Origin of the sequence: Streptomyces sp. NPDC092370, assembly GCF_044755265.1 — a bacterium.
Classification (GTDB): domain Bacteria; phylum Actinomycetota; class Actinomycetes; order Streptomycetales; family Streptomycetaceae; genus Streptomyces.
Genome location: NZ_JBIVQO010000002.1, coordinates 320,091 through 340,845 on the forward strand (window position 1 = coordinate 320,091; position 20,755 = coordinate 340,845).

Consider the following 20,755-nt stretch of genomic DNA (forward strand, 5'->3'; position numbering starts at 1 on the left):
TTGCGCGAGTTCACCAACCCTCCGTTGGCGTTGGCACCTCCGGTGGGCGGTCTGGCCGACGTGGTCTTCGAGCATGCCCAGCAGGACCCGCTGCACATCGCCCTCGGCCGCAAGGACGACTCCGGCCAGTGGCGGGACGTCACCAGCGCCGAGTTCCGCGACGAGGTGCTCGCCCTGGCCAAGGGCCTGCTGGCGAGCGGCATCCGGTTCGGCGACCGGGTCGCGATCATGTCCCGCACGCGCTACGAGTGGACCCTGTTCGACTACGCCTTGTGGACCATCGGCGCCCAGGTCGTCCCGGTCTACCCCACGTCCTCCGCCGAGCAGTGCTTCTGGATGCTGTACGACGCCGAGGTGACGGCAGCGGTCGTGGAACACGAGGACCACGCGATGACCATCGCCACCGTCATCGACCGGCTGCCCCAGCTGCGCCGGCTGTGGCAGCTCGACTCCGGTGCCGTGCACGAGCTGTACGACGCGGGCGCGCACCTCGACGACGAGGTGGTGCACCGCCATCGGCAGGCCGTCACACCCGACTCGGTCGCCACGATCATCTACACCTCGGGCACCACCGGCCGCCCCAAGGGCTGTGTCATCACGCACGGCAACTTCATGTACGAGGCGGACACCGTCATCGAGCGCTGGGAGCCGGTGTTCCACTCCAAGCGCGGCGACGAGGCGGCGACCCTGCTGTTCCTGCCGCTCGCGCACGTCTTCGGGCGGATGGTCCAGGTGGCCGGGATCCGCGGCAGGGTGAAGTTCGGCCACCAGCCGCAGCTGAACGCGGCGGCCCTGCTGCCGGACCTGGCCGCGTTCAAGCCGACGTTCTTCCTGGCCGTGCCGTACATCTTCGAGAAGGTGTTCAACGCGGCCCGCCGCAAGGCCGAGAAGGAGGGCCGCTCCGGCCCCTTCGACAAGGCCGTCGACATCGCCATCAAGTACGCCGACGCGATGGAGGCCAAGGCCTGGGGCACCGGCCCCGGCCCGTCGGCGGGCCTGCGCATGCAGCACCAGCTGTTCGACAAGCTGGTCTATGCCAGGATCCGCGCCGCGATGGGCGGCCGCATCAAGCACGCCATGTCCGGCGGCTCGGCGATGGACCGCCGGCTCGGGCTGTTCTTCGCCGGCGCGGGCGTGCACATCTACGAGGGCTACGGCCTGACGGAGTCGACCGCCGCCGCGACCGCCAACCCGCCCGGCCGCACCCGGTTCGGCACCGTCGGGCAGCCCATCCCCGGCATGACCGTGCACATCGCGGACGACGGCGAGATCTGGCTGCGCGGCGAGAACGTCTTCCAGGGCTACCTCAACAACCCCAAGGCCACCGACGAGGCCCTGCACGACGGCTGGCTCGCCACCGGCGACCTCGGCGCACTCGACGAGGACGGCTTCCTCACCATCACCGGCCGCAAGAAGGAGATCCTGGTCACATCCGGCGGCAAGAGTGTCTCGCCCGGTGTCCTGGAGGAACGCGTCCGGGACCATCCGCTGGTCAACCAGTGCATCCTCGTCGGCAACGACCGTCCGTACATCGCCGCCCTGATCACCCTCGACCAGGAGGCCGTGGAGCACTGGCTGGCCATGCGGGCCAAGCCGCGGATGTCCCCGGCGGAGCTGGTGCGCGACGCGGACCTGGAGACGGAGGTGCGGCGCGCCGTGGTCGCCGCCAACACCCTGGTCTCCCAGGCCGAGTCGATCCGCACCTTCCGCATCCTGGCTCAGCCGTTCACGGAGGAGCACGGGTTGCTGACCCCGTCCCTGAAGCTGAAGCGCAAGGCGATCGAGAAGGCGTACGAGAACGAGGTCGAGGCGCTCTACCGAGCGTGACCTCCGCCCCGGCGGGGCAGGTGTGGCTTCGGAATCCTCCCGTCAGGAATGCATCACCGCCCGTGATCGTTCACGATGGGAGCGCATCTGACCACTTACCGAAGGATCGAGAGCTCGTGAGCAAGGTCCCCCCGATCATCCTGAACAACGGCGTCGAGATGCCCCAGCTGGGTTTCGGCGTCTGGCAGGTGCCGGACGACGAGGCCGAGACGGCCGTCGCGGCGGCGCTGGAGGCCGGGTACCGCAGCATCGACACCGCGGCGATCTACGGCAACGAGCAGGGCACCGGCAAGGCCATCGCCGCCGCCGGTCTGCCTCGTCAGGAGCTCTTCGTCACGACGAAGCTCTGGAACGCCGACCAGGGGTACGACTCCACGCTGCGCGCCTTCGACACGTCGTTGGAAAACCTCGGCCTGGACTACGTCGACCTGTACCTGATCCACTGGCCGACGCCGGAGCGGGGTCTGTACGTCGACAGCTACAAGGCGTTCGAGAAGCTGCACGCCGACGGCCGGATCCGGGCCATCGGCGTCTCCAACTTCCTTCCCGAGCACCTGGAGAACCTGATCGGCGAGACCTCGGTCGTCCCGGCGGTGAACCAGATCGAGCTGCACCCCCACCTCCAGCAGGAGGCCACCCGTGCCTACCACGCGCAGCGGGGCATCGCCACGGAGGCCTGGTCGCCGCTCGGCCAGGGCAAGGGCCTGCTGGAGGTCCCGGCGATCGTGGCCATCGCCCGCAAGCACGACCGCACCCCGGCCCAGGTGGTGCTGCGCTGGCACCTCCAGCGGGGCAACGTGGTGATCCCGAAGTCCGTGACGCCGTCGCGGATCAAGGAGAACATCGAGGTCTTCGACTTCAGCCTCGACGACGAGGACCTGGCGGCGATCAGCGCCCTGGACGAGGACCGGCGCCTGGGCCCGCACCCGGCGGAGTTCAACGAAGACTGAGCCACATCGGCGGCGCCCCGGCCCCCGAGCCCTGGCGGGCCGGGTCCGGGGCGCCGCCGGTTCACCGCCCTCTCGGACCGGCTGCCCCACCGGCCCTACGGCCACCGTGTCGACGTCGGCACCCTCCGGCTGGCCCATCGGGCAGAGGACCGGGCCGGCGATCTGGCCCGCGGTGAGGAGGTGACCGGGTGGGAGGCTGCCGCCGGAGTCCCGAGGAGGGGGTTTCCACCGGCCCGGCGCCGCCAGGGTGACGCCCACACCCCACTCGGTGACCTGCCGCCGCGGTTTTCTGCGAGCCCGGTCGCCGCCCTCCCCCACTCCCGGCTTGGCGGTGTGCCCGGCGATCGTCAGCAGGCCGTCGGGCCACCCCGGTTCCCCGGCGAGGTGCGCGGCCGCTCCGCGCCGCGGCCGGTGACGGCGACCCGGTGGTCGCCTTCCGGCGGTTGCCGGGCGACGGTGGCGCCGATCCCTCCCCCAGGCTCTCGGCTTCGCTCGAGCAGCAGGGCCCCGTCTCCACCGGTGACGAGCGCGACCCTCGAGGCGGCGTCCCCTGACATGACCCGTCACCTCACCCAGGAGGGCGTCGACGTGCCGATCGGCCAGTCGCCGACATCCACCTTCCAGCACAACTGGGCTCCCGGGCAGCACGCATCGCTCGCCGCGCCGCGCGCCGCCGGACCGGCCGCCCCCTGGCGCACCCGGCCCTCACGGGTGTCTCCGCCGTCTACGGCCCGGACGGGCGGCGTGTCGGATCGTGGCTCGGCACGGCGAGGATCGGACATGGGTTCCCCCTGGGGTGTGGGACGACGTGCGATGCCGGGGGTCCGTCAGTTGAAGCGCTCTCGGAGCCGAGGGCCGCCGACGCTACGCGGGCCGGACCGCCGTGTGCACCGTGTGGGCCTCCAGGACGAACACGTCCGGGCGGTGGTGCAAGCTCGCCTCGTCGTCGGGGTCGAGGAGTCGGTCGACCGTCGCGAGGTCCTCGGCGTCGAGCCCTTCGGTGAGCTTGTCGCGCATGTGGGCCAGGGACGCCACGACATAGGCACGCGCCCGGTCCGAGGCGGGCGCCGGGAGGTCGAGCAGGAAACTGTGCGTCCTCGTGTGCTTGAGGCCCGCGGCGGCCAGCAGGGCCGGCCAGTGCTCCGTCTCGGCCACGTGTCCGGGCAGCGCGGTGCGCATCCGGGTGAACCACTCCGTCTCCACCGCGTCGATCCGCGCCTGGAGACCGGGTCGGCCGATGCCGATGTCACGCGGCAGGAACCGCAAGGGCAGACCGCCCTCCATGAGGGCCAGCGTGCCGCCCGGCGCGAGCCGCTGCGCGAAGGCGGCCAGCGCGGCCCGCTGGTCGCCCAGGTGGTGCAGGCTGCGGCTCGCCCAGAGCAGGTCGGCGGGGTAGTCCAGCTCGCCGAGCGCATCGGGCAGGTCACCGGCGAGCGTGCCGAAGCGGTCGGCGACGCCCTGCCGCTCGGCCCGCGCCCGGGCCCGTTCCAGCAGCGCCGCGGAGCCGTCCACCGCCACGATCCGCGCGCCCGGGAACGTCTCCGCGAACAGGCACGACACGACACCCGGCCCACTGCCCGCGTCGACGATCAGGCCCGGTTCGGTCACCTCCTGCGCGAGCCAGCCCAGTGCCCGTTCGTACAGGGACGCGAAGAGTTCCGCCGAGGACTCCAGCATCGGCCCCATCTCGGCCCAGTCGAGATCCGTGTGGTCGTGGTGATGGCCAGGCTCAGGCTTGTGCTTGTGCGTGTGCTCGTGGCCGTGTTGGTGCGCCATGGTGGTCAGCCTCTCGCTCGGATGCGGTCAGCGTGCGCCGACGCACCGATCGGAGGCCACTGCTGTTGCCGGTGCGGCAAATCCGCCAGGGCTCGTGGCCCCGGCGGATCGGCCGGTCAACGGAGACGGTTCAGGACAGCGGCGGGTACGCGTTCTGCATCAGCTGCCGGAACTGGGCGGAGAACCAGTGCCCGGACAGCGGCGCGTCCGGCAGAGCACCGGACGGGTTGTTGCCGTTGCGCGGGTTGCCCTTGTACGCCGGGTCGCACATTCCGTCGGCGCCCTTGCCCTCGTCGTTCGGGATGGCCTTGCTCGACCCGTCCGACTCGCCCGGCGGCTTCATCCACACGTACGCGTCGATTCCGGCGGCCGGGTTGGCCCGCGGGCGTTCGCCGAGGCCGGCTCCGGCCTGGTTGCACCAGTTGCCGGGGTTGATGCGGCGGTCGTAGCGCCCGCCGTCGACGTACGTGTCGACGCTGGTCGTGGCACCCGGTCCGGTGGGTCGTGCGGTGCCGCCCCAACCGTTGCGGGAGGTGTCGATCAGCATGCCGATGTTCGAGTTGAAGCCCACCGAGACCAGGTGGTTGCGGAACGCCTGGGCGAAGGACAGCTCGTCGACGTAGCGGTTCCAGTCGACCCACTTCGACTCGCGGACGGACTTGCCGGCCACGTTGTCGCCGATGGAGAAGTTGTCCTCCTTCAGGGCGCTGTAGTTGGCCGTGTTGGTGATGAACCCGTGGACGTCGTTGACGGTGGCGCCCTCCGTGGTCGCCGCCTCCTTGAACAGGGTGGCGCTGGGGCCGAAGTTGTCGTCCCAGCCGATCCAGCCGTGGTGGCCGGCGTCCACGTAGTTGTAGACGTTGGGCACGTCACCCAGCTTGTTCAGCGCGTAGCCGACGCCCTTCTGGTAGTTGCCGTTGGCCTTCATCACGTCGCACTGCGGGGTGGCCGTCGCACGGCCGCCGGTGTTGGTGACGAGGTTCGGCAGCGAGTCGATCTCGACCGTGGTGACGATCCGCAGCGAGGCGTACTTCGAGTCGGCGAGGATCGCCTTGATCGGGTCGATGTACTGCGTCTTGTACTTGTCGATCTCCGTCGGGCCGAGTTCGCCGTTGGAGGCGAGGGCGGCGCAGTCCCGGCCGGGCAGGTTGTAGATCACGAGCTGGACGACGAGTTCGCCGGAACCCTTCTGCCGAAGTGCCTCGTCGAGGTGGGCACGCAGGCCCATCTTGCCGCCCGCGCCGTTGATGGCCGCGATCCGGTCCAGCCAGACACCCGTGGGCTGGTTGGCAACACGACTGCCGCCCGGCTCGGCGGCGGCATTCGCGGACCACTCCGGATTCACGTACACCTTCGCGCCCTCGTAGGGGTTGTTCACCCGGTTCGACGGGCCGCCCGGGTCCGGCGGATCCGTGGGGCCGCCGGGGCCGCCGTCGACGTTGCAGGTCACGCCGTCGAGGGTGAAGGTCGCCGGGATCGCGTTGCTGCCGCTGTAGCTGCCCTGGAAGCCGAAGCTGACCGAACCTCCCGTCGCCAGCCGGCCGTTGTAGGACTCGTTGGCGGCGGTCACGGCGGCACCGCTCTGGCTGATCTTGGCGTTCCAGCCGCTGGTGACCTTCTGGTTGCCTGCGTAGGACCACTTCAGCGACCACGAGGACTTGGCGGCGCTGTTGTTGGTGAGGGTCACGGCGGCGGTGAAGCCGGTGCTCCACTCGTTCTGGATCTTGTAGTCGACGGTGCACGGGACGGCGGCGACGTCGGCACCGCCCGCGTCGACGGCGAAGGCGGTGCCGGTCGCACCACCGACCAGGGCCATGGCGGCCAGTAACGCGGTTCTCGTACGGCTCATGAGTGGGGGTCCCTCTTCCGTTGGGGTTCCTTGCGATGTCCGCGGTTGCGCCGCGACACGTTGGGGAGTTCGTCAGGTGCGTGAGGCTTCTCGCGGGCAGGGCGGAGCCGGTGCGGCACCGTACGCGGCCGACGCGGGGCAGCGACCGTCCGCCGCGGGCGTCCGGCGGCGGCTCAAAGCACTGAAGGCGGGGGGTGTCGCATGAGCGACTCCTTGCAGGTCGGGCGTGCCGTGACGGACGCGTCGACTGATGGAATCGCTCCCACTGGTGCCAAGGAAGGTAGCGCCAAGTGACGGTAAAGAACAGGGGAGTCACCGACTTTTGCCCCAGGCGGGGCGTCGAATCTTTTCGACTCTTCAAGGACCTTGACCCGTACCTGACGGGATCCGCACTATGGGAGCGCTCCCACTGGTTCAAGCCTTGACTTCTCCGAGCCGCAAGGAGGGACCAGCACCATGCATCCCCCACCCCGGAGACGCGGAGCGGTGCGGCGGTTGTGGACCGCCGCCCTCGCAGCTCTCGCGCTTCCGTTGACGATGCTCTCCTCAGGGTCGACAACCGCGCAAGCGGCGGCACTTCAGTGCAGTGTCGATTACAAGACGAACGACTGGGGCTCCGGTTTCACGGTGGACCTGACCCTCACCAACCGCGGCACGGACGCCATCGACGGCTGGACGCTGACCTACGCCTACTCCGGCAACCAGAAGCTGGCGAACGGCTGGAACGGCACCTGGTCGCAGTCCGGCCAGAACATCACCGTGAAGAACGCCGCCCACAACGCGCGGGTCGCCGCGGGTGCCGCCGTCTCCACCGGTGCCCAGTTCTCCTACAGCGGCGGCAACACCGCGCCGACGTCCTTCTCGGTCAACGGCACGTCCTGCACCGGCGCGCACCAGCCGCCGATCGCCGTGCTGACCAGCCCGAACGCGGGCGCCGTCTACACCCAGGGACAGGCCGTACCTCTGGCGGCCACCGCCGCTGCCGCGGACAACGCCTCGATCAGCAAGGTGGAGTTCTACGACGACACCAAGCTGCTGGGGACGGACACGAGCGCGCCCTACACGCTCTCCGTCTCCGACTTGACCGTGGGCAGTCATTCGCTGGTGGCGAAGGCGTACGACAGCATGGGCGCCTCCGCCGACTCCACGCCGGTCGGCATCACCGTCGCCTCCGGTCCGACCGTCGTCGCCTCACCGCTCCAACTGGGTGTCCAGTCGGGCAAGTCGGGCACGTACGAGGTGAAGCTGTCCAAGCAGCCGTCCGCGAACGTGACGGTGACCTCGGCCCGCGCGAGCGGCAACTCGGGCCTGTCGGTCTCGGCCGGCGCCTCGCTGACCTTCACACCGCAGAACTGGAACACCGCGCAGAAGGTGACCGTCAGCGCCGCGGGCTCCGGTACCGGTTCCGCCGTGTTCGAGTCGACGGCCGCGGGCCATGCGAAGGCCTCGGTCACCGTCACCCAGCTGGCGGCGGCGAAGGTGTACGACGCCCGTTTCCTGGAGCTGTACGGGAAGATCACCAACCCGGCGAACGGCTACTTCTCCCCCGAGGGCATTCCCTACCACTCGGTCGAGACGCTGATCGTCGAGGCGCCGGACCACGGCCACGAGACCACCTCGGAGGCGTACAGCTACCTCCTGTGGCTCCAGGCCATGTACGGCAAGGTGACGGGTGACTGGTCGAAGTTCAACGGCGCCTGGGAGATCATGGAGAAGTACATGATCCCCACCAAGGCCGACCAGCCGACCAACTCCTTCTACAACCCCGCCAAGCCGGCCACCTACGCCCCCGAGCTGGACACGCCGAACGAGTACCCGGCCAAGCTCGACACCGGCGTCTCGGTCGGCACGGACCCGATCGCGGGCGAACTGAAGAGCGCCTACGGCACGGACGACGTCTACGGCATGCACTGGCTCCAGGACGTCGACAACGTCTACGGCTACGGCAACTCACCCGGCAAGTGCGAGGCGGGCCCGTCGGACACCGGCCCGTCGTACATCAACACCTTCCAGCGCGGTGCGCAGGAGTCGGTGTGGGAGACGGTGCCGCAGCCGACCTGCGACGCCTTCAAGTTCGGCGGCAAGAACGGCTATCTGGACCTGTTCACCGCTGACGCCTCCTACGCCAAGCAGTGGAAGTTCACCAACGCGCCGGACGCCGACGCGCGGGCCGTGCAGGCCGCCTACTGGGCGGATCTGTGGGCGAAGGAGCAGGGCAAGGGTTCCGCCGTCTCCGCGACGGTCGCCAAGGCCGCCAAGATGGGCGACTACCTGCGCTACTCGATGTTCGACAAGTACTTCAAGAAGGTCGGCAACTGTGTCGGGCCCTCGGCCTGCCCCGCGGGCACCGGCAAGGACGCCTCGTTCTACCTGATGTCCTGGTACTACGCCTGGGGCGGCGCCACGGACACCAACGCCGGCTGGGCCTGGCGCATCGGCTCCAGCCACGCCCACGGCGGCTACCAGAACCCCCTCGCCGCCTACGCGCTCGGCAACTACGCGCCGCTGAAGCCCAAGTCGGCGACGGGTGCCGCGGACTGGGCCAAGTCCATGGACCGGCAGCTGGAGTTCTACCGCTGGCTGCAGTCGAGTGAGGGCGCCATCGCCGGCGGCGCGACCAACAGCTGGGCGGGCCGGTACGCGACCCCGCCCTCGGGCAAGTCGACGTTCTACGGCATGTACTACGACGAGAAGCCCGTGTACCACGACCCGCCGTCCAACCAGTGGTTCGGCTTCCAGGCGTGGTCCATGGAGCGGGTCGCCGAGCTGTACCAGCAGACGGGGAACGCGAAGGCCAAGACGGTCCTCGACAAGTGGGTCGACTGGGCGCTGTCCAAGACCACGTTCAACCCGGACGGCACCTTCCGCATCCCGGCGACGCTCCAGTGGTCGGGCCAGCCCGACACCTGGAACGCCTCCAGCCCCGGCTCCAACAGCGGACTGCGCGTCACCGTCGCCGACTACACCAACGACGTCGGTGTGGCCGCCGCGTACGCCAAGACCCTGACGTACTACGCGGACCGCTCCGGTGACACGGAGGCCGCCGCGGCGGCGAAGAAGCTGCTGGACGGCATGTGGGTGAACCACCAGGACGCCCTCGGGATCGCCGTCCCGGAGAACCGCGCGGACTACAACCGCTTCCGCGACCCGGTGCACGTCCCCAGTGGCTGGACGGGCACGATGCCGAACGGTGACGCGATCAACTCGTCGTCGACGTTCGAGTCGATCCGGTCCTTCTACAAGGACGACCCGGCCTGGTCGAAGATCGAGAGCTACCTCGCCGGCGGCGCAGTGCCGTCGTTCACGTACCACCGGTTCTGGGCTCAGGCGGACATCGCCTTGGCCATGGGCTCGTACGCGGAGCTTCTCGAATAGCCCCCGCCGGGCGCTCCGCGGGTGGCGCGGGGACGACGGCTGCGGGTCCGGCTGTGGCTGGTCGCGCAGTCCCCCGCGCCCCTGAAACAGCAGGTGCGTCCGATGCTCTGCGTACATGGCCCCGCACCTGACGCGGGGCCACCACGGCCGGGCGGCTCCCCGCGCGGGAGTCGCCCGGCCCTCGCACGTTCCCCCTCCCGCGGAAGGAGCCCCACCGTGCGAAGAACCCGCATTCTCACGGCCGTGCTGGCGCTGGCGGCCGGGCTGCTGTCGGGCGCCCCCACCGCCCTGGCCGCCGACCCGCCGTCGCCGAGGACGGCAGCCGACACCTACACCTGGAAGAACGCCCGGATCGACGGCGGTGGTTTCGTCCCGGGGATCGTCTTCAACCGCTCCGAGAAGAACCTGGCCTACGCCCGCACGGACATCGGCGGCGCCTACCGCTGGCAGGAGGCCTCGAAGACCTGGACGCCACTGCTGGACTCGGTCGGCTGGGACGACTGGGGGCACACGGGCGTCGTGGGCATCGCGTCCGACTCCGTCGATCCGAACCGGGTGTACGCGGCGGTGGGCACGTACACCAACAGCTGGGACCCGAAGAACGGCGCGATCATGCGCTCCTCCGACCGGGGCGCGACCTGGCGGAAGACGAATCTGCCGTTCAAGCTGGGCGGCAACATGCCGGGGCGGGGCATGGGCGAGCGGCTGGCCGTCGACCCGAACCGGAACAGCGTGCTGTACCTGGGGGCACCCAGCGGCAAGGGGCTGTGGCGGTCGACGGATGCGGGCGTGACCTGGTCGCAGGTCGCGAACTTCCCCAACGTGGGCAACTACGTCGCGGACCCGAGTGACACGTCGGGCTACTCCAGCGACAACCAGGGCATCGTCTGGGTCACCTTCGACGAGTCCACGGGCACGGCCGGCAACGCGACGAAGACGATCTATGTCGGGGTCGCCGACAAGGACAACGCGGTGTACCGGTCGACGGACGCGGGCGCCACCTGGCAGCGGCTGGCCGGGCAGCCCACCGGCTACCTCGCCCACAAGGGCGTGCTGGAGGCGAAGAACGGCTCCCTCTACCTCGCCTACAGTGACAAGGGCGGCCCGTACGACGGCGGCAAGGGCCAACTGTGGCGGTACGCGACGGGCACAGGAGCCTGGACGAACATCAGCCCGGTCGCGGAGGCCGACACCTTCTACGGATTCAGCGGGCTGACGGTGGACCGGCAGAAGCCGGGCACGGTGATGGCGACCGCGTACAGCGCCTGGTGGCCGGACACGCAGATCTTCCGCTCCACGGACAGCGGCGCGACCTGGACCAAGGCGTGGGACTACACGTCGTACCCGAACCGCGAGAACCGCTACACGATGGACGTCTCGTCCGCGCCGTGGCTCACCTGGGGCGCGAACCCGCAGCCGCCCGAGCAGACGCCGAAGCTGGGCTGGATGACCGAGGCCCTGGAGATCGACCCGTTCGACTCGAACCGCATGATGTACGGGACGGGCGCGACGATCTACGGCACCGAGAACCTCGGGAACTGGGACAGCGGCGGCAAGTTCACCGTCAAGCCGATGGTCCGGGGACTGGAGGAGACGGCGGTCAACGACCTCGCCTCTCCCCCGTCGGGCGCCCCGCTGCTGAGCGCGCTGGGTGACATCGGCGGCTTCCGCCACACGGATCTGGCGAAGGTCCCGCCGATGATGTTCACTCAGCCGAACTTCACGACGACGACGAGTCTGGACTTCGCCGAGTCCAGCCCGGACACCGTCGTGCGGGTGGGCAACCTCGACTCGGGCCCGCACATCGCGTTCTCGACGGACAACGGCGCCAACTGGTCCGCCGGCACCGACCCCTCGGGCGTGAGCGGCGGCGGCACGGTCGCGTCCGCGGCCGACGGCAGCCGGTTCGTGTGGAGCCCCGAGGGCGCCCGCGTGCACCACACGACGGGCTTCGGCACGTCATGGCAGGCCTCGGGCGGGATCCCCGCCGGGGCGATCGTCGAGTCGGACCGTGTCGACCCGAAGACCTTCTACGGTTTCAAGTCCGGGAAGTTCTACGTCAGTACGGACGGCGGCGCGACCTTCAAGGAGTCACCGGCCACCGGGCTGCCGAGCGGCGACAGCGTCCGCTTCAAGGCACTGCCCGGCGGGAAGGGCGACGTGTGGCTGGCGGGCGGCGCGACGGACGGCGCGTACGGGCTGTGGCATTCCACGGACGGCGGGACGAGCTTCACCAAGCTCTCCGGCGTCGAGCAGGCCGACACCATCGGCTTCGGCAAGGCGGCGCCCGGCGCGTCCTACCAGACGCTGTTCACCAGCGCGAAGATCGGCGGCGTGCGCGGCATCTTCCGCTCCACGGACAAGGGCGCGAGCTGGACGCGCATCAACGACGACGCCCACCAGTGGGGGTGGACGGGCGCGGCGATCACCGGCGACCCGCGGGTGTACGGCCGTGTCTACGTGTCCACGAACGGCCGTGGCGTCGTCTACGGCGACAGCTCCGGCGGCGGCACGACGGACCCGGGCCCCGGCCCCGGCCCGGCGGGGCCCTGCAAGGTGACGTACAAGGTCACCAGCCAGTGGTCGGGCGGCTTCCAGGCGGACGTCCAGCTCACCAACACCGGTACCACCGCCTGGAACGGCTGGTCCCTCGGCTGGACCTTCGCGGACGGCCAGAAGCTGACCCAGGCCTGGAACGCCGGTGCGACGCAGTCGGGCGCGGCGGTGACGGCGAAGAACCTCGGCTGGAACGCGAACGTGGCGGCGGGCTCGTCGGTGGGCTTCGGCTTCACGGCGGACTGGTCGGGCACGAACACGAAACCGGTCGCGTTCAAGCTGGGCGAGCAGACCTGCACGCTTGCCTGACCGGGCGATCCGAGGGCGTGTGCCGGCAACGGCATGCGCCCTCTCCGCGTGTCCGGACCGGCCCCGCCCGCCGTCACCGTCTCCATCACCGAGAAGGCGCGGTCGCACGACAAGGCGGAACCGGCGCCCACGGTGTCAGCGGTGGCTTCGGCCGGACCGCGCGCCGGAGTCGGGGCCGGTCGTCACCGGGCGGGCCGGTGGCCGTACCGTTTGGCCAGTTCGGTCGCGGTCCGGGCGATCCGGTCGCGCAGTTCAGGGGGTTCGAGCACCTCGATGCCGCTGCCCAGGCGCAGAAAGTCGGCGTGGGCACGGTCGACGGACTCGATGGCGACGGTGACACGGGTCCAGCCGTCCTCCTCCACGTGTGCGTCGGTCTGCGCCGGGCCGGGCAGGGGCACACCCGGTGCCAGCCGGACCACGGCCCGGGTCGGGCGGAGCCGGTCGTGGAAGTCGCGCTGGTACGCCGCCCAGTACCCGGCCAGGTCGAAGTCGCCGGGGCAGGTGAACTCCTCCTCGGTTGCGGTGAGTCGGAGGATCTGGTCGACCCGGTAGGTGCGGGGGCCGCCCGGGCCCGCGACGACGTACCAGCGGCCCGCCTTGAGGACGAGGCCGTACGGCTCCAGGCGGCGCTCCACGTCGGTGGGCTCACGCCAGCGGCGGTACAGCACCTGCACGGCACGGCTGTTCCAGACGGCGTCGGCCACGGCCGGGAGGTGGGGCGTCTCGTCGGCATCGGCGTACCAGCCGGGCGCGTCGAGGTGGAAGCGGCCGCTGATCCGGTCGGCGTGCGGGCGCAGTACGGACGGCAGCGCGGCGCGGACCTTGAGCTGGGCGGCGGCCAGGACGGAACCGAGACCCAGCTGGGCGGCGGCACCGGGGGCACCCGCGAGGAAGAGCGCCTCGGCCTCGTCGGCGGTCAGCCCGGTGAGGCGGGTGCGGTAGCCGTCCAGCAGGCGGTAGCCGCCGAAGTGGCCCGCGTCGGCGTACAGCGGGACACCGGCCGCGCTCAGCGCCTCGACGTCCCGGTACACCGTGCGCACCGACACCTGCAGTTCCTCGGCGAGCTGGGCGGCGGTCATCCGGCCGCGGGTCTGGAGCAGCAGGAGGACGGAGATGAGCCGGCTGGACTTCACTGACACAGGATGGCAGTGAAGCGGCCCTAGCGTCCCGGCATGGGCTTCACCGAGAAACTGCTGACCGTGCCCCCACCCATCGAGGTGGCCGGACGTCACATCAAGCGCTACCACGTCACCGCCGACCCCGCGGGCATCGAACCCGAGGTGGAGAAGGCGGCGTACGCGATCCTGCCGGAACTGCTGCCGGAGCCGGACGGCACGCCCCCGGCGACCTTCGTCGTCCTGCACCGGGGCGGTGACGACGGCGCCTACCTGAACGCGTACAGCTGGGTGTGGGACAACGTCCTGCACTTCAGGGGCGCGGCGGCGGGACAGCCCGTGCTGGGCTGCCCGGACCGCGATCCCGCCCACTTCATCACTCCCGGACTGCCGTGGATCGGCTGCGTATGGGAGCTGCCGCCGATCCTGCACGAGCGGGACGCCTGGGTGCGGCACCTGCTCACACCCGCAGTCCCGGACATCAAGGCCTACGTGGCCGACTCGCTGCCCGAAGGAACCACAGGAGACCGCGCATGAGCAGCCCGCACGACTTCGACTTCTTCCACGGCGCGTGGGACGTCCACCACCGGCGCCGCACCGACTTCCTCGACCCGGACAGCGCCTGGACCGAGTTCCGGGGCACCAGCCTCTGCCGGCCGCTGTTCGACGGGGCCGCGAACGTCGACGAGATCGACATGCCGCGGCTGTCGGCCAAGGGCGCGACCCTTCGCCTCTTCGACCCGGACACCGAGCGGTGGTCGCTGAACTGGGCCTCCAGCCTCACGGGAACCCTGTTCCCGCCGGTCTTCGGCCGGTTCGAGAACGGACGCGGCGAGTTCCACGGCGACGACACGCACGACGGCAAGGAGGTGCGGGTCCGGTTCCTCTGGTCGGGTGTCTCCCCCACGTCGGCCCGCTGGGAGCAGGCGTTCTCCGTCGACGGCGGGGAGACCTGGCTCACCAACTGGATCATGGAGTTCATCCGGTCTTCCGGAACGACCGCAGGCTGAACACCGGGTCGGGGCGGGGCCGGTCCTGGTCGGGGAGGCGCGCGAGACGGGCGGCGAAACCGTCGGCGAGCGGATCGCCCGGCGGCAGGGTGACGAACCAGCCCCGGCGCAGGTCGGCGATGGTACGGCGAGGGCTGCGGCCCTGGCCGTGACCGGTGAAGCGGGCCTGCCCGGCCGCAACCAGGCCATGGGCGGCGGCACAGGACTCGACGTCCGCCGCCGCGTCCCGGACGGGGCTGGGCGGCCGGGAGGACAGGACGACATCGATGTCACTGCCCACGTTGTGGGAGGCGGCCTTGTCGACCGTCGTGACGTAGATCCCACCGGGCCGCAGCACCCGGGCGCACTCGCCGACGATGGTCCGCACGTCGGCGGGCCCGGCGGCCAGATGCAGCAGCCACACGCTGCACACGGCATCGAACTGCCCGTCCCGGAAGGGCAGCCGGCGGCTGTCGGCACGTACGACGGCACCGGGCAGCCGGGTGGAGGCCTGCCGGGCCATCGCGGGGGCGAGGTCGACACCGGTCACCCGTATGCCGTCGCGGGCGGCGGCGAACCGGCGGGTGACGATGCCCGTTCCGCAGGCGACGTCGAGCAGGGCGCGTGTGTCCGGCGGCAGCAGGCCCAGCACCGCCTGCGCGGCGGCCGCCGCACGGGGCTCCCCGCCGCGCGAGGCGTCGTACCGCTCCGCTTCCTTGTCGTAGTCGAGCACCTCGTCAGTGTGCCCCGTGACCGGGGGCGAGGTCCTCCACCCTGCGGGCGAGCTCGAAGTCCTTCTTGGTGACGGCGCCGCCCGCGCTGTGCGTGTGCAGGGACAGGGAGACGGTGTGGTAGCCGAGCGTGAGGTCGGAGTGGTGGTTCAGCTCCTCCTGGACCTGGGCGATGTGCACGACCATCGCCGTCGCCGCGAAGTGCGAGCCGAGCCGGTAGGAGCGGATGAGGTGATCCTTGTCGAGCGACCAGCCCGGCAGCTCGGCCAGCCGGTCCTCGATCTCCTTCTGCGGCAGCGGTTCGACGGGCATGGGCTGCGCTCCTTGTCGTGATCCGGAGTCCTCGGGGTGCTCCCTCAGCCTGCCACAGCCCGGCTGCCGGGACCCTGGTCACGAGGTGGTGCCTGTCCGGCACGACCGGTTCTCGACTACGGTCCTGACATGACCACTCACGCGTCCACCGCCGAGAAGGGCGTGGGTCCGCTGCTGCGGGCCTGGCGGGAGCGGCGGCGGGTCAGCCAGCTGGAGCTGGCCCTGCGCGCGGACTCCTCCGCCCGGCACATCAGCTTCGTCGAGACCGGCCGCTCCCGGCCCAGCGAGGAGATGGTGCTGCGGCTGGCCGAGCACCTGGAGGTGCCCGTGCGGGAGCGCAACGCTCTGCTGCTCGCGGCCGGTTACGCCCCGCGCTACCCGGAGACCCCGCTGGACGACCCGGCGCTGGGCGCGCTGCGGGAGGGCATCGAGCGGCTGATCAGCGGCTACGAGCCGTATCCGGCGCTGGTGGTGGACGCGCTGTACAACGTGGTGGCCGCCAACCGCGGGGTCATGACGCTGGTCGACGGGGTCTGCCCCTCACTGCTCGAACCGCCGCTGAACGCGATGCGGCTGGCCCTGCACCCGCGAGGCCTCGCGCCGCGCATCCGCAATCTGTGCGCCTGGCGGGGTCATCTGCTGGACCAGATGGAGCGGCAGATCGCGCTGCACCGCTCGCAGTCGCTGCGGGCGCTGTACGAGGAGGTGGCGGCCTATCCGGCGCCCGAGGCGGATCCGGCGGACGAGCCGTCGGATCCGGTGCCGTACTTCGCGCTGCCGCTGCGGATCGAGCACGAGGGCCGGACGCTGTCGTTCATCTCCTCGATCGCCACGTTCAACACTCCGATGGACGTGACGGTCGCCGAGCTGGCCATCGAGACCCTGCTCCCGGCCGACCCGGCGACGGTCAAGCACCTTCAGCAGCTGCTGTCCTGACGGGCCCTCAGAGCCGCGTGCTGGAGGACGGCGAACGTGGCCACGGTCAGGGCCTGGAGCACCGTCCACACGGCGCCCGGAGTGCTCGGCGTGAGCCACAGCGCCAGCGCCACGAGGCTCACCGCCGCCCAGGCGAGGTTGCCCTCGACGACGGCCCGCACGCCGAGCGTCGGCGGTCGTCGGCGGGCGGCCAGCAGGCCCACGCCCGCCGCGTAGAGCGCGAGGAACGCGCCGAGGCCGAGCAGCAGCGTGGCGTCGGCGCCGAAAAAGCGCCCGAGGGGACCGGAGAACGCCAGGTAGGCGAGCGCGTTGGCGCCGGTCACCACGGCGTCCAGGGCGAGGAAGCGGCGCAGCGCGGACTGCGGCTCGCAGGTCCGGGCGAGCGCGGCGAGCTGGATGGCGGACATGGGGAATCACCCTCCGTCGGGTCGTGGTGCGGCGGCTGGGGCCGGGTCCCGGGCCGGAGTGCGCCGGCCCGGGACCCGGTGGGTTCACGATCCCGTCCGGGCGGCGTCCGGTCGATTACCCGCGGGGTAATGCCCCTGTCTCGCCCCGGCTTGCGCGATCTTCCCGGTGCGAGGCCCTGTGATACCCCCGGCCGGACGTGACAGACTGATCGCAGGCTTGGCACGTTGGGGAGGCGTGGCGTGAGTGAACGGCGGGCCGCACCCACGGTGGGCCAGGTGGTCCTGGGCAAGCGGTTGCAGGAGCTGCGTGAGGCCGCGGGCCTCAGTCGTGACGAGGCCGCCCGGGTGCTGCGGGTCGCCCCCGCGACCGTCCGGCGGATGGAGACCGCCGACGTCGCGCTGAAGATCCCGTACGTGCAGATCCTGCTGACCGCCTACGGGGTGACCGAGGACGAGGTGAGCGCGTTCGTCGACCTCGCCGAGGAGGCGAACCGGCCGGGCTGGTGGCAGCGGTTCCACGACGTGCTGCCGGAGTGGTTCAGCCTGTACGTGAGCCTGGAGGGCGCCGCCCGGATCATCCGGTCGTACGAGCCGCACTTCGTGCCGGGGCTGCTGCAGACCGAGGGGTACGCGCGGGCCGTGCTGGCGGCCGGCACCATCGCGAACGCGGGGCCGCAGGCCATCGAGCGGCATGTGTCGCTGCGCATGGAGCGGCAGCGGCTCCTGGACCGCCCGGACGCGCCGCACCTGTGGGTCATCATGGACGAGACGGTGCTGCGGCGCCCGGTGAGCGTCGACGGCCGGGTGATGCGCGACCAACTGGACAAGCTGCTGGAGTACGCCGGGCGCGACCGGGTCACCCTCCAGATCGCCGAGTTCGCGGACGGCCCGCATCCGGGGACGTACGCGCCGTTCTCGTTGTTCCGCTTCGCCGAGCCGGAACTGCCCGACATGGTCTTCACCGAGTATCTGACCGGTGCGCTGTACCTGGACTCCCGCAAGGAGGTCTCCACGCATCTGGAGGTGCTGGACCACATGACGGCCGGGGCCGCTTCCGCGCAGCGCACGGAGGAACTGCTGCGGGAGTACCGCGAGCGCTACTGAGCCCCTCGTCTCCGCCGTGACGTCACGGCACGGGTTCTGACCCGTACGGGCGCCGCCGGCAGGTGTGCTCCCCGGCCCGCCCCTAGCGTCTGGGATGACGGGGCAGGCAAGGGAGCCCACGCGAAGGAGGTCCGATGCCAGGATTCGAGGTGCTGTACCAGGCGGCGGCGCTGTGCCTGATGTACCCCGACGACGACTTCCGCGCCCGGCTGCCGCTGCTGCGCGAAGCAGCCCCGCAACTGCGGGAGTTCGCCGACCACGCGGCCCTCACCCCGCCGAGGGAACTGGCCGCCCACTACGTCGAGGTGTTCGAGGCCGGGCAGGACCACAGCCTGTATCTGAGCGTCTGGCGGGAGGCGGCGCCGGCCCCCTGCGAGGAGATGTACCGCGCGCACGGCCTGGAGACCACCGGCGAGGAACCGCCGGACTTCCTGCCGGCGGTCCTGGAGTTCGCGGCCCGCACCGGCAACACCGGGCTGCTGGCGGAGCACCGCGACGGCCTGGACCAGCTCCGCACCGGACTCACCGCCTTCGGCACGCCGTACGCGACGGTCCTGGACGCGGTGTGCGCGACACTGCCGCCGGTGGCCACGGGGCGCTAGCCCCCGCCGTCAGCGGTTCAGTCCGGGGCGGGCCCGCGCTTCTCGTCGCGTCGGCCTCCTTGGTCCTTGTCCTCGTCCACGATCTCCGCGTCGACCACGCCCTCCTCGTCCTGCGGGGTGGCCGAGGGTTCCTCGGTGGGGGGCTGCTGGGTCTGGGCGTACATCGCCTGGCCCATCTTCTGGCTGACGGAGGCGAGTTTCTCGACGCCGGCGCGCACGGCCGCGGTGTCCGCCTGGCGTTCCAGGTGCTCCTTCACCTCGGCGACGGCCGCCTCGACCTCTGACTTCGTGTCCGCGGGGACCCTGTCGCCGTTCTCGCGGAGGAAGTTCTCGGTCTGGTAGACGAGTTGCTCGGCCTGGTTGCGGGTCTCGGCGGACTCGCGGCGCTTGCGGTCCTCGTCGGCGTACTGTTCGGCCTCGCGCATCATGCGGTCGATGTCGTCCTTGGGCAGGGCCGAGCCGCCGGTCACGGTCATCTTCTGCTCGCGGCCGGTCGCCAGGTCCTTCGCGGAGACGTGCATGATGCCGTTGGCGTCGATGTCGAAGGCCACCTCGATCTGCGGCACACCGCGCGGCGCCGGCGGCAGGCCGGTCAGGTCGAAGACGCCGAGCTTCTTGTTGTACGCGGCGATCTCCCGTTCGCCCTGGTAGACCTGGATGCCGACCGAGGGCTGGTTGTCCGCCGCCGTCGTGAAGATCTCCGAACGCCGTGTCGGGATGGTCGTGTTGCGCTCGATGAGTTTCGTCATGATGCCGCCCTTGGTCTCGATGCCCAGGGACAGCGGGGTGACGTCGAGCAGCAGCACGTCCTTGACGTCGCCGCGGATGACGCCCGCCTGGAGCGCGGCGCCCACGGCCACGACCTCGTCGGGGTTGACGCCCTTGTGCGGGTCCTTGCCGGTGAGTTCCCTGACCAGGTCGGTCACCGCGGGCATCCGGGTCGAGCCGCCGACGAGGATCACGTGGTCGATCGCCGACAGCTTCACGCCGGCGTCCTTGACCGCCTGGTGGAACGGGTCCTTGCAGCGGTCGAGCAGATCGGCGGTGAGCTCCTGGAACTGGGCCCGGGTCAGCTTCTCGTCGAGATGCAGGGGCCCTTCGGCGGAGGCCGTGATGTAGGGCAGGTTGATCGTCGTCTCGGTCGAGCTGGACAGTTCGATCTTGGCCCGCTCGGCGCCCTCGCGCAGCCGCTGCACGGCCATCTTGTCGGCCGCGAGGTCGACGCCGTTCTGGCCCTTGAAGCGCTTGATCAGGTACTCGACGATCCGCTGGTCCCAGTCGTCGCCGCCGAGGTGCGTGTCACCGTTGGTGGCCTTCACCTCGATGACGCCCTCGCCCATCTCCAGCAGCGACACGTCGAAGGTGCCGCCGCCGAGGTCGAAGACGAGCACCGTCTGGTCGTTCTCCTTGTCCAGGCCGTAGGCGAGGGCCGCGGCCGTCGGCTCGTTGATGATCCGCAGGACCTTCAGGCCCGCGATTTCACCGGCCTCCTTGGTCGCCTGCCGCTGGGAGTCGTCGAAGTAGGCGGGGACGGTGACCACCGCGTCGGTGACGTCCTCGCCGAGGTAGGACTCCGCGTCCCGCTTCAGCTTCTGCAGCACCCGCGCGGACAGTTCCTGCGCCCGGTACCGGGTGCCGTCCACGTCACCCTCGTCGGGGAAGCGCCAGTGCGCGTCGCCCATGTACCGCTTGACCGAGCGGGCGGTGCGCTCCACGTTCGTCACGGCCTGCCGCTTGGCCACCTCCCCGACCAGCACCTCACCGTTCTTGGCGAACGCCACGACCGAGGGTGTCGTTCTGGCCCCCTCCGCGTTGGCGATGACGGTGGGCTCGCCGCCTTCCAGCACGGCGACCACCGAGTTCGTGGTTCCGAGGTCGATTCCGACCGCACGTCCCATCGCTGTCCCCTTCCGCCAG

Annotated in this window: 16 protein-coding genes and 1 pseudogene; 9 read left to right on the forward strand and 8 right to left on the reverse strand. The window is 70.8% G+C overall.

What is annotated here, in order from left to right; all coding sequences use genetic code 11:
- On the forward strand, positions 1-1,827 hold the full coding sequence (locus ACIQHQ_RS08065) for an AMP-dependent synthetase/ligase (protein WP_402610892.1): 1,827 nt from the start codon (positions 1-3) through the stop codon (positions 1,825-1,827).
- Between the two features lie 158 nt (positions 1,828-1,985).
- Complete coding sequence (locus ACIQHQ_RS08070) at positions 1,986-2,777, forward strand: aldo/keto reductase (RefSeq protein WP_402611605.1); 792 nt, start codon at positions 1,986-1,988, stop codon at positions 2,775-2,777.
- 78 nt (positions 2,778-2,855) lie between these two features.
- Here ACIQHQ_RS08070 and ACIQHQ_RS08075 read toward each other — a convergent pair.
- From ACIQHQ_RS08075 to ACIQHQ_RS08085, 3 genes and pseudogenes are all read right to left on the reverse strand, one after another.
- A pseudogene (locus ACIQHQ_RS08075) lies at positions 2,856-3,334 on the reverse strand (hypothetical protein); the annotation flags it as partial.
- A gap of 307 nt (positions 3,335-3,641) precedes the next feature.
- Positions 3,642-4,553: a class I SAM-dependent methyltransferase gene (locus tag ACIQHQ_RS08080; protein WP_402610893.1), complete on the reverse strand. Its 912-nt coding sequence runs from the start codon at positions 4,551-4,553 to the stop codon at positions 3,642-3,644.
- A gap of 130 nt (positions 4,554-4,683) precedes the next feature.
- On the reverse strand, positions 4,684-6,402 hold the full coding sequence (locus tag ACIQHQ_RS08085) for a glycoside hydrolase family 6 protein (RefSeq protein WP_402610894.1): 1,719 nt from the start codon (positions 6,400-6,402) through the stop codon (positions 4,684-4,686).
- Between the two features lie 456 nt (positions 6,403-6,858).
- On the opposite strand from ACIQHQ_RS08085, the gene ACIQHQ_RS08090 reads away from it, so the two are divergent.
- Entirely contained in the window at positions 6,859-9,777 is a 2,919-nt protein-coding gene (locus tag ACIQHQ_RS08090; protein ID WP_402610895.1) for a glycoside hydrolase family 48 protein, read from the forward strand.
- Positions 9,778-9,993: 216 nt separating this feature from the next.
- Positions 9,994-12,642 carry a cellulose binding domain-containing protein gene (locus tag ACIQHQ_RS08095; protein ID WP_402610896.1) on the forward strand — a complete coding sequence of 883 codons (2,649 nt, stop codon included), beginning with the start codon at positions 9,994-9,996 and terminating at the stop codon, positions 12,640-12,642.
- Positions 12,643-12,824: 182 nt separating this feature from the next.
- On the opposite strand, the gene ACIQHQ_RS08100 is transcribed toward ACIQHQ_RS08095, so the two are convergent.
- The gene (locus tag ACIQHQ_RS08100) at positions 12,825-13,775 is read right to left on the reverse strand and encodes a helix-turn-helix transcriptional regulator (protein ID WP_402610897.1); all 951 of its coding nucleotides are present in this window, start codon (positions 13,773-13,775) and stop codon (positions 12,825-12,827) included.
- A gap of 39 nt (positions 13,776-13,814) precedes the next feature.
- Here ACIQHQ_RS08100 and ACIQHQ_RS08105 point away from each other — a divergent pair, with 39 nt between their 5' ends.
- The gene (locus ACIQHQ_RS08105; protein ID WP_402610898.1) at positions 13,815-14,294 is read left to right on the forward strand and encodes a hypothetical protein; all 480 of its coding nucleotides are present in this window, start codon (positions 13,815-13,817) and stop codon (positions 14,292-14,294) included.
- A complete protein-coding gene (locus ACIQHQ_RS08110; RefSeq protein ID WP_402610899.1) occupies positions 14,291-14,767 on the forward strand; it encodes a hypothetical protein in 477 nt (158 codons plus the stop codon). The genes ACIQHQ_RS08105 and ACIQHQ_RS08110 overlap by 4 nt, the downstream gene beginning before the upstream one ends.
- Here the strand turns inward: ACIQHQ_RS08110 and ACIQHQ_RS08115 are convergent.
- Positions 14,736-15,479 carry a class I SAM-dependent methyltransferase gene (locus ACIQHQ_RS08115; RefSeq protein WP_402610900.1) on the reverse strand — a complete coding sequence of 248 codons (744 nt, stop codon included), beginning with the start codon at positions 15,477-15,479 and terminating at the stop codon, positions 14,736-14,738. The two genes, ACIQHQ_RS08110 and ACIQHQ_RS08115, sit on opposite strands and share 32 nt — an antisense overlap.
- Positions 15,480-15,483: 4 nt before the next feature.
- Positions 15,484-15,789 carry a 4a-hydroxytetrahydrobiopterin dehydratase gene (locus ACIQHQ_RS08120; protein WP_402610901.1) on the reverse strand — a complete coding sequence of 102 codons (306 nt, stop codon included), beginning with the start codon at positions 15,787-15,789 and terminating at the stop codon, positions 15,484-15,486.
- Between the two features lie 129 nt (positions 15,790-15,918).
- Between ACIQHQ_RS08120 and ACIQHQ_RS08125 the strand changes: the two genes are divergently transcribed.
- Positions 15,919-16,725: a helix-turn-helix domain-containing protein gene (locus ACIQHQ_RS08125; RefSeq protein WP_402610902.1), complete on the forward strand. Its 807-nt coding sequence runs from the start codon at positions 15,919-15,921 to the stop codon at positions 16,723-16,725.
- Here the strand turns inward: ACIQHQ_RS08125 and ACIQHQ_RS08130 are convergent.
- Positions 16,707-17,132 (reverse strand): hypothetical protein, encoded by a 426-nt coding sequence (locus ACIQHQ_RS08130; RefSeq protein WP_402610903.1) that lies wholly within the window; start codon positions 17,130-17,132, stop codon positions 16,707-16,709. The genes ACIQHQ_RS08125 and ACIQHQ_RS08130 overlap by 19 nt on opposite strands.
- A gap of 240 nt (positions 17,133-17,372) precedes the next feature.
- Between ACIQHQ_RS08130 and ACIQHQ_RS08135 the strand changes: the two genes are divergently transcribed.
- Together ACIQHQ_RS08135 and ACIQHQ_RS08140 are read left to right on the forward strand one after the other, a co-directional pair.
- Positions 17,373-18,236 carry a helix-turn-helix domain-containing protein gene (locus ACIQHQ_RS08135; RefSeq protein ID WP_402610905.1) on the forward strand — a complete coding sequence of 288 codons (864 nt, stop codon included), beginning with the start codon at positions 17,373-17,375 and terminating at the stop codon, positions 18,234-18,236.
- 134 nt (positions 18,237-18,370) lie between these two features.
- Positions 18,371-18,838, forward strand: coding sequence for a nitrate reductase molybdenum cofactor assembly chaperone (locus ACIQHQ_RS08140; RefSeq protein ID WP_402610906.1), 468 nt, complete (start codon positions 18,371-18,373; stop codon positions 18,836-18,838).
- Positions 18,839-18,855: 17 nt separating this feature from the next.
- On the opposite strand, the gene dnaK is transcribed toward ACIQHQ_RS08140, so the two are convergent.
- On the reverse strand, positions 18,856-20,736 hold the full coding sequence (dnaK, locus tag ACIQHQ_RS08145) for a molecular chaperone DnaK (protein ID WP_402610908.1): 1,881 nt from the start codon (positions 20,734-20,736) through the stop codon (positions 18,856-18,858).
- Positions 20,737-20,755 lie beyond the last annotated feature (19 nt).

Excerpts from the sequence above, each read along its gene's own strand:
- ACIQHQ_RS08070 (WP_402611605.1), top strand. The coding sequence starts at position 1,986 with ATGCCCCAGCTGGGTTTCGGCGTCTGGCAGGTGCCGGACGACGAGGCC.
- ACIQHQ_RS08080 (WP_402610893.1), bottom strand. The coding sequence starts at position 4,553 with ATGGCGCACCAACACGGCCACGAGCACACGCACAAGCACAAGCCTGAG.
- ACIQHQ_RS08085 (WP_402610894.1), bottom strand. The coding sequence starts at position 6,402 with ATGAGCCGTACGAGAACCGCGTTACTGGCCGCCATGGCCCTGGTCGGT.
- ACIQHQ_RS08090 (WP_402610895.1), top strand. The coding sequence starts at position 6,859 with ATGCATCCCCCACCCCGGAGACGCGGAGCGGTGCGGCGGTTGTGGACC.
- ACIQHQ_RS08105 (WP_402610898.1), top strand. The coding sequence starts at position 13,815 with ATGGGCTTCACCGAGAAACTGCTGACCGTGCCCCCACCCATCGAGGTG.
- ACIQHQ_RS08110 (WP_402610899.1), top strand. The coding sequence starts at position 14,291 with ATGAGCAGCCCGCACGACTTCGACTTCTTCCACGGCGCGTGGGACGTC.
- ACIQHQ_RS08120 (WP_402610901.1), bottom strand. The coding sequence starts at position 15,789 with ATGCCCGTCGAACCGCTGCCGCAGAAGGAGATCGAGGACCGGCTGGCC.
- ACIQHQ_RS08125 (WP_402610902.1), top strand. The coding sequence starts at position 15,919 with ATGACCACTCACGCGTCCACCGCCGAGAAGGGCGTGGGTCCGCTGCTG.
- ACIQHQ_RS08130 (WP_402610903.1), bottom strand. The coding sequence starts at position 17,132 with ATGTCCGCCATCCAGCTCGCCGCGCTCGCCCGGACCTGCGAGCCGCAG.
- ACIQHQ_RS08140 (WP_402610906.1), top strand. The coding sequence starts at position 18,371 with ATGCCAGGATTCGAGGTGCTGTACCAGGCGGCGGCGCTGTGCCTGATG.
- dnaK (WP_402610908.1), bottom strand. The coding sequence starts at position 20,736 with ATGGGACGTGCGGTCGGAATCGACCTCGGAACCACGAACTCGGTGGTC.